The organism is Haloarcula sp. Atlit-47R, assembly GCF_003665985.1.
GTDB classification, from domain to species: Archaea; Halobacteriota; Halobacteria; order Halobacteriales; family Haloarculaceae; genus Haloarcula; species Haloarcula taiwanensis.
In genome coordinates, this window is the sequence record NZ_QPLQ01000004.1 from 267,716 (window position 1) to 282,958 (window position 15,243).

The 15,243-nt window shown below is 48.1% G+C and carries 9 protein-coding genes and 3 pseudogenes; 3 read left to right on the forward strand and 9 right to left on the reverse strand.

Features of this window, described 5'->3' with window-relative positions; genetic code table 11:
- Positions 1–70 precede the first annotated feature (70 nt).
- On the reverse strand, positions 71–592 hold the full coding sequence (locus tag DVK00_RS16075) for a metal-dependent hydrolase (protein WP_121537451.1): 522 nt from the start codon (positions 590–592) through the stop codon (positions 71–73).
- A 174-nt stretch (positions 593–766) separates the two neighbouring features.
- Here DVK00_RS16075 and DVK00_RS22470 point away from each other — a divergent pair.
- A pseudogene (locus DVK00_RS22470) lies at positions 767–1,758 on the forward strand (Cdc6/Cdc18 family protein); the annotation flags it as partial.
- 94 nt (positions 1,759–1,852) lie between these two features.
- On the opposite strand, the gene DVK00_RS16085 reads toward DVK00_RS22470, so the two are convergent.
- Positions 1,853–2,992, reverse strand: coding sequence for a glycosyltransferase family 4 protein (locus DVK00_RS16085; RefSeq protein ID WP_121578005.1), 1,140 nt, complete (start codon positions 2,990–2,992; stop codon positions 1,853–1,855).
- 480 nt (positions 2,993–3,472) lie between these two features.
- Here DVK00_RS16085 and DVK00_RS16090 point away from each other — a divergent pair, with 480 nt between their 5' ends.
- Entirely contained in the window at positions 3,473–4,597 is a 1,125-nt protein-coding gene (locus DVK00_RS16090; protein WP_121578006.1) for a glycosyltransferase family 4 protein, read from the forward strand.
- Between the two features lie 8 nt (positions 4,598–4,605).
- On the opposite strand, the gene DVK00_RS16095 is transcribed toward DVK00_RS16090, so the two are convergent.
- The 6 genes and pseudogenes from DVK00_RS16095 to DVK00_RS16115 form a co-directional block, all read right to left on the reverse strand.
- Positions 4,606–6,204, reverse strand: a complete 1,599-nt coding sequence (locus tag DVK00_RS16095) for an alkaline phosphatase family protein (RefSeq protein ID WP_121578007.1) — start codon at positions 6,202–6,204, stop codon at positions 4,606–4,608.
- A 129-nt stretch (positions 6,205–6,333) separates the two neighbouring features.
- Positions 6,334–7,734, reverse strand: coding sequence for a sulfatase (locus tag DVK00_RS16100; RefSeq protein WP_121578008.1), 1,401 nt, complete (start codon positions 7,732–7,734; stop codon positions 6,334–6,336).
- A 542-nt stretch (positions 7,735–8,276) separates the two neighbouring features.
- Positions 8,277–9,401 (reverse strand): glycosyltransferase, encoded by a 1,125-nt coding sequence (locus tag DVK00_RS16105; RefSeq protein WP_158598818.1) that lies wholly within the window; start codon positions 9,399–9,401, stop codon positions 8,277–8,279.
- 227 nt (positions 9,402–9,628) lie between these two features.
- A pseudogene (locus tag DVK00_RS16110) lies at positions 9,629–10,512 on the reverse strand (IS1595 family transposase).
- Positions 10,513–10,611: 99 nt separating this feature from the next.
- Positions 10,612–12,501 (reverse strand): hypothetical protein, encoded by a 1,890-nt coding sequence (locus tag DVK00_RS21190; RefSeq protein ID WP_147435890.1) that lies wholly within the window; start codon positions 12,499–12,501, stop codon positions 10,612–10,614.
- A 200-nt stretch (positions 12,502–12,701) separates the two neighbouring features.
- Positions 12,702–12,797: pseudogene (locus tag DVK00_RS16115) on the reverse strand (transposase); the annotation flags it as partial.
- A gap of 519 nt (positions 12,798–13,316) precedes the next feature.
- Between DVK00_RS16115 and DVK00_RS16120 the strand changes: the two are divergent.
- Positions 13,317–14,219: a glycosyltransferase gene (locus DVK00_RS16120; RefSeq protein ID WP_158598819.1), complete on the forward strand. Its 903-nt coding sequence runs from the start codon at positions 13,317–13,319 to the stop codon at positions 14,217–14,219.
- Between the two features lie 50 nt (positions 14,220–14,269).
- Here the strand turns inward: DVK00_RS16120 and DVK00_RS16125 are convergent, their stop codons facing one another.
- Positions 14,270–15,163, reverse strand: coding sequence for a glycosyltransferase family 2 protein (locus tag DVK00_RS16125; RefSeq protein ID WP_121578011.1), 894 nt, complete (start codon positions 15,161–15,163; stop codon positions 14,270–14,272).
- Between the last annotated feature and the right edge of the window lie 80 nt (positions 15,164–15,243).

Sequence of the window (15,243 nt, forward strand, 5' to 3'; positions counted from 1 at the left end):
CAATCGTCGCATACGTGACTCTGGTTCACCCGTCGGTGTAAAACGTCATGGGTCTGACTGGTGATGTCCCTCACAACAATCTGGAGTCGAGTTGGGTCTGTAAGTCCACCACTAGAATGTACGCCGCCAGTGCGAGAACGAGCACCGAAAACCCGGTCCAGAGGTGGAGATTCACTGCACCCTCTCCGACCCACTGTGGGACTGCCGGGCGCATAACGGGCGGCTGGAGCGGCCAGAGCAAGTCCGACGACACGTACGGATCCGGGGGGAGGATACGTTGGTTGTCGGCTACCAGATGTGAGAGATGGGCGAACGCAAACGCCGCCCCGAGTCTGGTCCGGTCGGTTCGGACTGCGTACGCGACGACGGCAATCGAGAGCGGAATCGCGAACGGAAGCGAGTGCATAAACACCCGCCCGGAGGGAATCAAATGGAGTTCGTACGCTAATGGTTTGTCGATGAGATCCGGGAACTGGCTGCCGAAAAACGTGACTGCGACTAGCTGGAGCGACGGGAGGTGTCTGTCCCGGAGAAGGGCGTATCCTGCAACGGGGAGAAGGGCGATGATGAAGTGTTCGCTCGGGAGGACCATTCTCTATCCTGGTAGTGTGTCAAGTCGACGTGCGAGCAAATACCTTGTGTGGGATGGGGCTCTGCGTGTCGCATAGTATTCCGGTGAAGAGTCCATCGTGGACTGCATGCCTTCCCGCGCATGACTTCAACTAGCCTAGTGTGGGCAGTAGGCGATTACACTCGGTAGAGGGTGTGTGTGTCTCGTGAGGCTCACTTCGAGGCACAGGCAAACTATATCTCGTTTCAGCAGGCGTACGTTGACTGCTCCGATTATCAGACCGACGCAAAGGCAAGCCGAGAGATGGCACGCAAACTGGTGGCGAGCCTCGACGCGGATATCGACGTCCTGCGTGTCGGAATCGGAGCCGCCGACTACCGTGACATCACTTGGGACCTGCTTGCGGAGTACGATATTAACTCACTGGTCGTCATTCTCGATGAAATCGACAAGTTAGACGACGACGAGCTGGTACGCAGCCTCTCGCAGGCTCGAGAGAGCGGGAAGGCAGAGACACACGTCGGCGCCATCTGCATCAGCAACAGGATCGAATATCGCGAGCAGTTGAGCGAACGCATCGACTCCAGTCTTCAGGAGAACGAACTCGTCTTTGACCCCTACGATGCCGGCCAGTTACGGCGATCCTCGAAAACCGAATGGATGCCTTCGAACCAGACGTGTTGGAGCCCGACGTGATCCCGAAGGTCGCGGCCCTCTCAGCCAAGGAACACGGGGATGCACGGAAAGCGATCGATACGCTATACGAAGCTGGTCGTCTCGCTGAGAAACAGGGGACAGGAACAGTCACAGTCTCACATGTCGATGACGCCGTCCAGCGAGCAGAAGTGAACCGTTTCGAGAAACTCGTTCGTGGGACGACGCCACATATGAAATACATTCTCCGAGCGCAGGCGCTACTTACTGTCGACAACCCAGAACAGGAGGCGTTTCGAACCCATCAGATATACACGCTCTATCTGAAGGTCGCGGAGCAGGCTGGAGCGGATCCGCTCTCCGAGGATCGCGTGTACCGACTGCTGAAAGAACAGTCGTTTCTCGGGGTAACTGAATCGAATCATACGGGGGGTGGACAGGGTGAAGGAAGCTACTTGGAACATCGGCTACTTCGAGATCCAGAGGTCGTCATTCAGGCCATTGATAGCTCAACGAAGGGCGGGGACCCATGACGGCACTTCACTCGTTACGAGGTGTGTGGGTCGGCTTCGATATTAAACCGCAGAGGGGAGCCAAAGCGCAGTTCCGTTTCCGATAGAGTTCATGTTACCACGACCCGTCAATAGCTCGCTGATAGACGGTTTCGGCCTGATCTGCAACCGCATCCCAGTCGTATTGCTGCGCACGTTCGACGGGATCCGTCGCTGGGCGGTCACCACCTAAAACATCGTCGAGTGTTTCTGTGAGGGAGTCAACAGTAGGATCAACGAGGAAGCCCGCGTCACCGATAACTTCGTCTGCCGCCGAATCCGGATGGTCTGCAGCAATCACGGTACAGTCAGCAGCCATTGCTTCGACGAACGTAATTCCAAATCCTTCTCGCGTCGAGGGAGACGCGAAAATGTCCGCAGCACGCATGTGCCCGAGCACATCCTCGTAGTCATCAAGAAAGCCCAGCATCGAAACGCGGTCGGCGTGGCTCAGTGAGTCGCGTTTCCTGTCGAGGCGGTCACGCTCAGGCCCGTCGCCGATGATACCTAACGTGACAGCATGCCTGTCGGCGACTCGATCAAACGCCTCCAGCAGGATATCGACGTTCTTGTGCTCGATCAGCCGACCGGCGAAGATGATGTCGTAGCCGGTGTCAGGGCGAGGCGCTGTCCGGACCTGTTCGGTGTCGAGTCCGTTGGGCACGACCTCAATATGCTCGCGAGCCGGACCGATTGCAGCGAGGTTGTCCGCAGTGATACCAGACACTGCGATCGGATGCTGTGGGATCTTGGCAGTCAGTTGCTCGGTGATCTTGCCACCCGGAGCGAGCAACCCGAGGTACTCCTCCCAGTAGTCGCCCCAGACCTCATGCCAGGTCGTGACGACTGGCGTGCTAGTCCCGAGGCTAGCAAGCTTCGTCGAAAGAACTGGAAAATACGGAAAGACGCTAGCGATCGCAAGGTCGTGTTCATCGTTGCGGAGACGTCGACGGAGTGGTGGAAGTGCTCGGGCGGCAAAATCGATGGCTTCGGTGATGGACCGGCGGTCATCTTCGTAGAGCTCTGCTTCGGGGGCGACCGCACGGAGGGTCACTCCCTCGTGGGTTATCTCTGTTGAGCCGTCCCAGAAATGTCGGCCGTAGATGGTGATGTCGTGGCCCCCGTCGGCGAGGCGGGTGCCGATTTCGTGGATGCGTTTTTCCGCACCCCCGGTGATGAACGGATAAATCACATTACTTACAAAACAGACATCCATCACTATGTGAACATCCCTTCTAATAGAACCATCTTGAATACTACGTTTCGGTGGAGAAAATAGACGGACCCAAATCAGGCCGAATCAGGTATCAAATTCTGGTGCTGGAAATTTATAGTCGTACTGAGGGCGATGATTTATCGGCCTGAAATCCTTGTGGGATCTTCCTGCACCGTAATCCCTGAGCCTGAGATATTGATCTGGACCGTCGTTGACTCCTGCCTGTGTGACAGTGCAATATACTCAATCAAAATTATTTGCCGACTCTGTATAAATAAATGTTATCTTCGGAAGAATCAAGTTATTTCACAATCAGCATACCTTTATGTCAGAAATACTTAGCGGTACCACTTTTTTTACTATCCATGGAAACCCTAAGGAAGGTCGCCCAGCTTGCGAGTCTTTTTGGAAAACCGTACTTTTGAACAACGAGATCCCTTGTGATCAGTACAAACCAGTCCACGAGACTGGGAGAATTATATGAAGCTCGCAATGATTATCGATGACTGGTGGCCCGAAACAGGTGGGGGTCCAGTCCATGTACGGGAACTCTCATCTGCGCTAGCTACGTATCATAACTGCACTATAGACATCTACACGCGTGCGCTGAAGAAAGACGGTGAGCGTTACGCTGCCAACGAAGAATTTCATTCTGGAAAAGTACAGGTCCACCGTCTCAGGCCCTGTACAAAGTATTGGAACGCCTTCGGACGAGTCTCTTCAATGGGTACCCCTCTCCCAAGTCTCCTATTAAACGACTACGACCTCATTCATGGACACACGTTTCTCCCCGCAGTTCCGACACGCCTCACAGGAGCATTGACTGGGACTCCTACCGTATTCACAATTCATGGAACAGCACTAACGACTGGCGTCGGCCGGGACGAATCGATGCTTGCAGGCGTCAAGAGATTAATCGAAAAACAGTTAATTTTGGGCTTTGACTACGACTCTGTAATCTCAGTCAACAACGAACACGTCGACTTACTCAAAGAGCATCATCCCTCTGTTCACACTATCCCAAACGGCGTGGATTATGAGAAATTCTCGATCAAGACCGAGAGGACTGACGATATACTCTATCTCGGTCGTCTAACCGCCAGAAAGCAAGTCTCGGATCTGATCGAAGCGTTTTCATTTGTACACGAAGAACATCCTGATGCTAATCTACGAATAGTTGGTGAAGGCCCGAAACGGGACGACTTAGAGAGGCAAGCGGCCGCGCTCGGACTAGAAGAGTCGGTCTCATTCGAGGGTCGGGTACCTGATGAGGCAGTTCCGAACCATTACGCCTCAGCGAAAATGTTCGTTCTCCCCTCCGCTTGGGAAGGCCACCCATTAACGTTACTCGAAGCGTGGGCCGCAAGCACACCGGTTATTGCGTCCGCAGTTGAGGGTATTGAGGAATTCATTGACCATGGCGAAAACGGATATCTTGTCTCACCGGGATCTCCAGACGACCTCGCCGAAGCCATACGCTTCGCTTTAAAGAACCCCGATCAGACACAAGAATGGGGCCAAAATGCTCGCAAGCTGGTCGAACAGAAGTATTCGTGGGAGGGGGTTGCAGATCGAACTTACAGTCTCTATCAAGAGCTCGTGTGATCATCTGACTACTCCATATATCCCAGATCTGCAAGACGGTCCTCAACGCTTGACGTATCGCCGTCTGCTTGAGTATTGGTATAGTCTCCAGCAATTTCATTCCAGTCAGCTTCTTCTACCTCTTCGGTCTGTGGTGTGAGAACTTTCCCATCGGTTTGTGTATCGATAGGAATTCCCAACACGGCTGCTATCGTCGGAGCGATATCATATATCTGCGCTTGATCGATCGAATTGAGCGAACGGTTCGTGAGCAAAATTCCGTTTGGTTTGTGGTTCTTGTGGGAATATCGACGGAAAGTATCCAGAATTGACCCACTAACATCATACTGATAATCGCGCGGGAACAATGCAATGTCGGGTGCGTCCTCCAGGTGTGGCCCTTCATACACCTCTTCACGTGGGCAGACGTCGTCGAATGCGAGATTTCCGTCAGGATCCCGAACCTCGCGTAGCTCTTTCATGAGTTCGGAACGAACATCTTCGTAATCGTCTTGCGGAACAACCCCTTCGCTATCACGCCCTTCCACGTTTAGGTGAACGCCAAGGCTGTTGAAGTAGAGTTGAAACGCCTCAGAGTTCGAGTGATCAACAACTTGGTTTTGCGCAGCGACTAGCGCGTCTTCCGGGAGAATACGTTCAACGTATTCAGCAGCCCCGACGATATCAAGCGCACGGTGAACACGGCGCGGTGAGATTCCTACCTTTGAGACAGTGTTCACTCCAGTTGAGATTGCAGTCTCTATGAGTCCGGGGTCGGACTGGTCTTTTCCTTTCAGGACTCCCTCTTTTTGTTGGCGGAAGTATTGTGGTTCCCCTTCCTTTGACTCACAGTAGCCGTGTTCGGCGAGCCAAGAGTTGACGTAGAATGTCCAATCGTAGTCGCCCATCCCGTGATCTGACACGATAAACACGGTCGGGTCGTCCTCTCCGAGTTCGATGATATCTCCGGCGAATTCATCCACTTTCGTCAGAATCTCGCGGATCTTATTTCGGTCGTCGAGGTCGTGGAAAATCGAGTCCGTTACCTGGAACTGAACCGCCATCAGATCCCAATCAAAGAGATCGTCAAGGAACTCAGCCATATCACGGCGCTGTTTAGCGACACTTACGTACTCCTCAATGGTGTCGTCATCAGTTCCGTAATCTGGATAGATCTTGTACTCTCCGTACTGTTCCTCGTATTGTCCTCGAATATCGCCCGGGTGGAACTCAGCGTCTTCGCGAGCCAGATATCCGGGTACGAGAGCTCCGTGATCGAGTTCCGATACGGGATGCGTTACGGGGTAGTTGATTACGATCGGGGTTAGATCGCTCTGATCCACGACATCGAAAAGGTACGGCGAGTCCACATCCGGTCGTTCAATGAGTCGTTTATCGTAATCTTCCCGAGTGTAAAAATCAAAGACGCCGTGTTTCCCCGGGTTGCGTCCGCTCAGAAGGGATGGCCAAGCGCACGGCGTCCATGGGGGATGGGTGCTCATCAACTCAGCAGCGCTTTTTTCGTGGAAATATGAGAGCGTAGAGAGTGTACCATCAGCGATCCACTCTCCGATTTCGTCTAGTCCTAATCCGTCTAGCCCAATGAGAATAACGTTATTCTTCTCCATCCTTATCCGAAATATCTCCCCGTGTCGTCTGAGGTTTCTCTTCTAATCATATATCTGTCGAGTGACCCTTTGGCTGAGGGAATGAAAAGACTCTGGGTTGATTTTTCAATAGTATCCGTCATTTAACCCTCACATTTTATATCCGAGATCCTGTAATTGCTGTTTCATATCAGGATCAAAGCCTTCCCCCACTGTTGAGAGAGATTCGGCATCCGTAAGTAGATCAGCAGCTTGAGTTCGAATATCGCTATCTGGTTCTGTTCCAACACGTTCTTTTGGATCAGATAGATAGTTGAATTGTATTGGTTCCTGAAAGTACCGGTAATCTGGCACTAAGTCGTTATCTGGGCCTTTACGATGATGTATCACTTTGCGACTTTCGGTTCTAACTGCAACACTATGTCCCGAATTATCGAGAGTATCTGAGACCACATACTCTATATCCTGGGATCCAGTATCGTTGATCCAGTCGGTATTGCTTTTTTCGGGGAAATTACCGCTGTTTACGTCAAGGAGTTGACCAACCAAATCTGGGATCCAAGCCAAGGAGAACGGTTTATTGATTCGTTTGTGACTGCCTTTAGGAGCACGCACGAGAAGCGGGACATGCAGCAGGTCATCGTAGAGATGATGCCGAGGGTGTCCATAGATTTGATCTCGGTCCCACAGTACCTCGCCATGATCCCCTGTGATAATCAAGATTGTCTCGTCCCAGAGCGAGCGGTTCTTGAGTTCTGAAATAAGTTCGGAGAGTTGCTTGTCAACATAGCGAATAGCACTATCGTACATTGTATCATATCTTGGTTCGTGAATCCTAGAAGCACGGGCAGCATCCCAAGAAAATTGGCGTAAGTTTGATTCTTTCGGCATTAATCCGCCTTCACGAGCTCTCTCAGGATGGATTGGTGCATGGACGTCCATCAGATGTGTCCAACCAAAGAATGGCCGAGATGTACTTTCAAGATCGCTCAAGAAGCCTGTGACTACGTCCTCGCCGCTAACCGTAGGCCAATTAGACAATTGCCTATATCGATAGAGAATGAACGGTAGGGTATATGGGTTTATCAGAGAAGAGTATCGTCTCATATAACTCCGAATATTATACATACGCCCTGCCCAACCGGTGTTATCACCTCCCTGTTTAGCATTGTCTTTTCCTTTTGTTCGTAGATTCCGAAACCGGTCGAACCCCAGATCGAAGTTCCGCGTTTTAGTAAGATGGGGATTTGAGAGAGTAGCTACGGTACTGTATCCAACATTGGACAAAGACCTAGCAAGAGTCGTATCCTCTTGTTCAAATGCTTTCCACGCAGGATCATCCCCGAAGTAACACCCATTGTATGAATGTTGTCCACCAATAATTCCGGGGAAAGACTCTGTGGTATATGGTCCTGTAGAGTACGCTCGATTAAACACAATCGACTCCTTTGCAATAGAATCCAACGTGGGTGTTGTATCACGATGATGTCCGTTAAACCCACATCGATCGTGCCTCCAACAATCAACGGTTACCAGTATTACATTCTGCATGTTATATATATGAACGGACACGGCAAACTGCAACTTATTAGTTTGGAATAGTACATTACCACTTTGATGAACAGACAGACAACGTGGGAATTGAACTGCTTAAATTGATGTGTCTCTATTCTGGATAGGGGCAAAAGTACCATTAGTGTAGGTATACACCGAATCGCCTTGTGAATAAGCAACAGTTGAACGGTATATTGGATAACTGCGTCCTCACCGACTTGAGGTCGCCGTCTTTGTTCGATTCCAGGAATCAGATTTTATTCGTTCTCTTTGTCTCAGAAACCGAGTCAGCAATCAGGAATAAAGGAACTCTTCCCCTCAGAAAAACAAGTTATTGAATCCTCTACGTCGAAGCATGGTCATAACCGAACACGATTTCGATACCGTATTAAACATTTCAGGGAGAGCGTTGGGCTGTTTTGAGTTTCTTGAACGACATGATCTTCCAGACAAAGATTATTATTTAAACGGAATTTGGCAGAAAAGGGTCCGGCAAAATCTACGAGATCTACCCCCTGAAACACAATCCCACAGTGAGCTCACTGACTATTCTTCACTGAAGAGATGATATTCAAGTATTCATCTGCAATAGAGTCTACTGAGAAATTATCTGCACGAGCCCGTATTTTTGTTTCGTCAATTGGGTTGGACAGAGATTCTTCTATTGCATCAGATAGTAGCTCTGGACTTCCGACAGGTACAAGTTCACCGTATGTTCCGCCATCTAGGATCTCACTGGGGCCGCTTGGACAGTCGGTTGAAACTATTGGACAACCACAGGCCATAGCCTCTACTAAGACATTCCCGAAACCTTCCCAAACAGAAGAAAGGACAAAGACTGATGAATTTGCCATATACGGGAAAGGATTCTCAACCACCCCCGGGAGATCCGTTTTTGACTCAAGATCTAAATCTTGTATTAACGATTCAAGATCATCCCTTTCCTTACCTTCCCCTAAGATAAGCAGCCTTGCATCAAACCGATCATCAACCAGAGAAAACGCTTTGATCAAAGTTTGAAAATCCTTTTGAGGATGTAGTCGGGCTGCACTGAGAACTACTGGCACATCTGGATCATCAAACCATTCGTGATCCGGATCTTCTTTTGATTTCTTTTTTAATTCAGGTGTAACAACCGGATTGTAAACTGTAGAGACCGGAAGGGGTTTATTTAGATAACTTTCGATATCTTCGGCAACTCCAACAGATGTTGCAATGATGTGGTCTGCGGATGGATACAACATCTTCATTAAATTCTGAAAGGCGATTTCACGACGCCAAGGCTCGTTTTCTAATGCTTTAGAGAGGTGATTTCGTTCACCTATAATAACAGTAGTGTCTATCATTGACATCTTCTGAGCTAACAACGATGTTATATTAGCATGCTTCATAAATGAGAGGAGGACGTCTGGTTCCTTGTGAAATAAATACTTGGATAAACTAGGGACAGCGGATAAAAGTGAGAACCGCGTTGGATCAGGCGCATCCAGTATTTTGAGCGATATGCTCTCAGGTACTTCATTCATTAGTTCTCCTGCATCTCGAGCAAGAACGATTGTAACATCAATGCCTCGATTCAGAAATTCTTCTGCCAGATTGAGCGTCATCCTTTCAACCCCCCCGATCTCAAGGGCAGGTAGGAATACTACTACCTCATCTATCACGTTATTATCCTTCATTTTAGGTTCTTATGTCTATTCAACTGGTTCCCCCAAATGCTTTAATATCTCAGCAATAATATAGAAAACGAGATAGTTACACTCTGCCCGAACCACTGAATATTTAAACTATTCAATGGAATAAAAGTAAGATGGTGAAATTTGGACATCTGAGAGGTTTAATTCAAAACCACTACTATCCATATACGCTCATGCGTAGCACATTGTTGATTTCACAGCGTCGCTCGAATGGCGTGCTTGAGAGCGTCTCGTCCAGGTTTTCGAAACAGTTCCCGGCGTAGTTGGAACGCTCTGAGAGACTGTGTCAACTTGTCTTTCGAGACGCCACGATGGGGCGAGAGCCACTGTCGCGTCAGCGATGCGTGGCTCTCGTAGGTGTTGACGTGTACCTCGTCATCGGCGTATTCGCCATCGCCATGGACGACGTATTCGCGGTCGAATGCGTCGTCTGCTTCGAGCGGTTCGTACGCTCGAAAGCCGTGATATAGACAGTGAGTGACTCCTGCTGGCGGTCGGCCAGCAGGAGTCAAATCGTCGATTCGTCTGCGGCTTTCGACGGGATCACGTACCGGTCACCGGTGCCGCGATCAGCGATGACGAAAATGGGTGGCTTATCGCCGTTGTACGTACCACGTCCACGCCTGGATAGGCCACGCGAGCGCGACTCCCGGTCGCGCTCGCGGCCTTTCTTCCCGGCAGAGACGTATACTTCGTCGATTTCGACGGGGCCAACAAGTCGAGAGAAGGCGCATCGAGCGCTCTGGCGAATCGCTCGATGCGCCGGTGCATCGTTTTGTGTGTCACCTCGATTTCGCACTGTAGTTGGCGGAGACTCGTGTTAAACCGGAGGAACGCGTAGATCGAGAACAGCCACCGTCGGAGCGCAATCTTCGAGTGAGCGAAAATCATGCCCGTCTTGTCGTTGAACGTGCGGTCGCAATTCTTACACAGATACCGCTGAAACTCTCTGTAGCGGCCGTTTCTGACCGTTCGGTCAGAAACGGCAGCGAGGACAGGTAACACCGTCACGCCAGCGAACCTGCTCCAACAGGTCCGCTGCGACCGATTCCGAGCCAAACACATCGAGTGGAATCATTCGTGTCGGGCACCACTGACGCGGTGCCCCTGTCCTCTTCGACTCCACAGCTACGGCTCCACAGTATCAACAATCTCCTACGGGAGAGCGTTCGAACATTTATTTCACCAAGCCAACTTTTCCAGAATCATAGTACTTGTCAGACTCACCAATAAAGCCCCCCATCCAATATTCAGACATTCTCACTTCGTTGAGATAAGGATTATCCCCTGTATGGCGAAGCCGGTATTCTGTCCAATTGTCATTATACATCAATGAATTTCGATAGTTGATTGTAGATTCACTCAATCTTATGTCGTCGGATGTATCTGCCTCAAATAGTTTGAGCATCTCCCGTTCTACAAGGAATGTCGAAACTGGGCCTGCCTCATATCGATTGCTGAATAGAGACACAGAGCGTAGTTGTTCGTATTCAGTCGATGAAATAGATGCCTGCGTTGGATCGGTAGTGCCTTGATAATTGTGGACTTCGTCAGCGGACATCAGTGGTCCAGCTGTTACAAAGAGACAGATAATACAGATCACAGGAAGCGCATTTCGTGTCTCCACCTCGGTAGTCATCCAACGTAATCCGGCACCTGCCAGAATAAATGCGAAGATGCTCAGAGGGAATGATAGCCGCTTTAGCGACTTCACTGACAATGGAGTTTCTAAAATCAATACCGCCCCCAGCACGCCAAGGGCAAGTGCTGAGAGGGCTTTTGGAGATCTGTCTTTGCCAAATAGTAGGCACAGTCCACCGAGAGTTAGTAGCGCAACAAGTGATATCTGATAGACTCCCTCAACACCGTGTAACCAAGCAATCGCGCTGGTTACGGTTTGTTCTATTGGGGCCTCTCCATAGAGGAATATGTTTCCTGAACTCTCTCCTGTCGAGATGCCGTACGACGTAAATGTAGAAAAGACACTGGTCGAGATCGCGAGGAGCGAATTAAAGAAATCGCCAGCAACGTTACCCCAATAGTAGAGCGCCAGTCCGTATGGGAAGAAAATCAGGAAGATATTCAGTTTCTTAACAGTTCCAACGGGCGTGGTTTCACTTGAAGAATATGTCTCCCATCGATCTCCCGCAATCAGCATCAGAACCACTGGGAGTACGATGAAGAATGAGAAATGGTGTGTGATTACAAAAGCTGCCGATAGTAAAATGCCACAGAGTATCTGGCGGGATCGTGTGATCGATAAGGCACTAGAGCTGGTGAATAGAAGGAAGAAAAAGAGGGTCATAGCGAGAGATTGCGGGAAAAAGTAGTTTGAGAAATATAGATAGCCAAAGGATCCCGATAGAAGCACTACAGAAAAAAACGCCGTAGCCGATGATTTGGTGGTGTGCATTGCGAAAACGAAGAGTGCGCCAATTAGCGCACTGAAACAGACAATACCCAATAACACGATTGAATCGTGCGGTGATAATGTTGTGATTGAGCTGATGATACCACTCAGAATGTGCAACCCAGGGAATTGAGCATATTGATTGGGAATCCCAGCAGGGGTCCCAGTTTGAATTACTTCCCTTGTAAATCTTGCATGCTTGATGAGATCCAAGCTACCAATATAGAAGTCAGTTGTCGCAAACTTTGAGTAGGAACTTATGGAGAATAGCACTGTGAGCTCTCCAATCATTCCTACTGTCACTCTCTTTGAGTTGAGGAAATGGAGGAGAAGAAATCCGTACCCCAAGGGTATGAAAAGTCCAAGTGTGATGGCGGGACTTTCTAGTAATTCCAAGGCAGCGATAGAGAGAGCTGAGAGGGTGAGGATGATTTTTATACACCGCCCGCCACGTATGTTTTCGAGATAGGGTACTGTTATCAATGACCCTTCAATGGATTCAAAGACGAGCAAAGCTGTGATGAGCCCGAGTGTTGTATAACTCGCCTTCACTGCGAACGGGAGAGTAGTGAAATGCTGGACAGCAAGAAGACCAACCACAGAGCCAAAGATCAGAACAATGAGTGATATCCTCACTCTATTGTTCGTCTTCACCATCGTCATCTCAGGTGACTCAGATGTTTGGTGACAGTACAATAGTTCTTGTCATTATGTTTGAGCAATCGAATTCTTCGGCTTGGTAATTAGGCCGTCGCGTTCGCCGCGTCACTGATTAGATTTGTCTTGATGGTGCCTGAGTCACTGAATGCATGGACGATCGAACCAGCAGTGAAGCCATCAGACCCGTTCGGTCAGAAACGGCAGCGAGGACAGGTAACACCGTCACGCCAGCGAACCTGCTCCAACAGGTCCGCTGCGACCGATTCCGAGCCAAACACATCGAGTGGAATCATTCGTGTCGGGCACCACTGACGCGGTGCCCCTGTCCTCTTCGACTCCACAGCTACGGCTCCACAGTATCAACAATCTCCTACGGGAGAGCGATAATGTAAATCAATCTGGTGTATCTTCTTCGACAAGATTGCTCTTTTATCGTGAGGGTTGGTCACGATTTATGTAACCGTGGATACTCGACCTTTGTTAAAGAAGATTGTATTGTCTAAAGAATATCTCAGTCAAAGCACAAGCACTTGTAATAACATTTGATAACGGTGAGGTAGGAATACTCTATAATACCGAAAGGCAATTCCTTAGTAGGTCCAATTGCTCAGCATAATTCAATGTGTACTTCAGTGTTATATCTGGGAGACAACCCAAAGAATCCTTATGTTAAACTACTTCTTGAAGCGTTAACGGAAGAAGGTCTGGATGTTACTCAAATTGATTGGCCTCTTGCCTTCCCGTTAACTCGTTCCGCATTATCTCATCGGAATGCAGATGTTATTCATGTTGGTTGGCTTTTCGGGTTCTATATGACTGATGACTTCACTGGTTCTAAAATCATCGACAGTCTCATCACCTTGGGCCGGGCTAGCGTATTTATCTTAGATATTATATTTGTGAATTTATTATCTATAAATGTTGTTTGGACAGTTCACAACACACATCACCACGAAAATAAATATGAGAGATTTGAGAGAATTGTTAATGAAATGGCATTCGTACTATTTGATTCTATTGTTGTCAAATGCGAAGAGGCTGCGGAAATAGTATGTGAAGAATATGTATATTCAGACAGAGAGAAGATGGAGGTAATAGGAGATGGAAATTATATCTCCACCTACGAGAACAACGTATCCAAGGCAGAAGCACGTGATTGGTTATCGGTCGATACCGATTCTTTTGTCTACTTATATTTTGGCCTGATACGAGAGTACAAAGGAGTTCCTGATCTAATTGCAACGTTCAACGATGCTAATATTGATGATTCGGAACTTTATGTCGTAGGACAACCTTGGACTGAGGAAATTGCTTCAGAACTCAAATCTCAATCAAAAGAATCCGATGAAATACAGTTAGTACTCAAATATATTGACGATGAACAGATACAGTATTACCTAAATATGGCGGATGTCCTCGTTCTTCCATATCGAAATATCCTCAATTCAGGGTCTGTCCATTTAGGTCTCTCTTTTGGAGTTCCAATTATTGCACCAAAGACGGGGTGCATTCCAGCAACAATTCCTGAAGAGAATCCATTTCTCTATGATCACTCCGATCCAGACGGGCTACGACAACAGCTTGAAACGGTTCGTGAACATTCTAATCTGACGAACATAGGAAAGGCAAATTATGACTACGCGAAAAAACAGGATTGGAAGAGTACTGCTCGTGAATTTAAGAATGTTTATGAAGGGTTAGAGATGGACGATTGAGAGTCATTACATGATTATAGTCTGTCTCGAGACGGTTCTAATTGAGGGATTTAAGGATACGGTCCTTTTCCTGTCTTATTTCGAAGACCATCCGTTATTCCTCGATAAAGGCTGAATAGACCGTCAATTCTCCAATTATAAACTCTCAGAGTTGTCTCTTTCAGGATAACTTTAAAGTACCAAAGGAGATGGAACGGGCTCATTTTTTCATTGAACTCACGTATTAGTATTCGCTGGTTTCGTGCTAGATAGTAAGATGATATCGGACCCAAACGATTTCCGGAACTACCACCACGCTTATGAAATATTGTAGTATCAGTGAGAGTCACTAAGTCGTAGCCACTTTCAGCTAATTGTACGGAATAGTCTACATCTTCATAATAAAGAAAGTATTTTTCAGGGAGAAATCCTACGTCAGAGAAGATTTCTGCGGGAAATAATGCGCAGCAGAGCGGAACATAATCGTTTTGTATATTCTTTTTCGGGACGTGATCTGGAGGAGTAGGGTGATAGCCTTCTCCAGTATTCCAATCAATAGACCCTTTCCAAAACCAAATCTCCTCTGTATCTGGGTAACTGTATATAAGTGGAGTGACAACACCAATTGAGTCATCTCTATTAAATGAATTAACTAATTCTTTTAAAATAGATTTTTCCTCTATAATCACGTCATTATTTAATATCCAGACGTATTCTGAACCAATAGAAAGAGCCTGTTTAATTCCGACATTCATTCCACCACCGAAACCACGATTCTCTCCAATTTGTATCAGCTCAACCTCAGGAAAATCATCTTTCAGTGATTCTGCTGACCCATCCGTTGATCCATTGTCCACTACGATAATATCTAAATTTGGATACGAGACTGATTTTAGCGATTTCAAGCAATTTGCAGTATCTTCGTAATTGTTCCAATTTAAAATTACTGCCGCTACTTTCTCCATTGAGATGTTTGCTTGGTGGACTGTCCATCGGTATAAATATTCCGTCAGCCCTAAACCAGGTTGTCGTTACTGAATGTGTC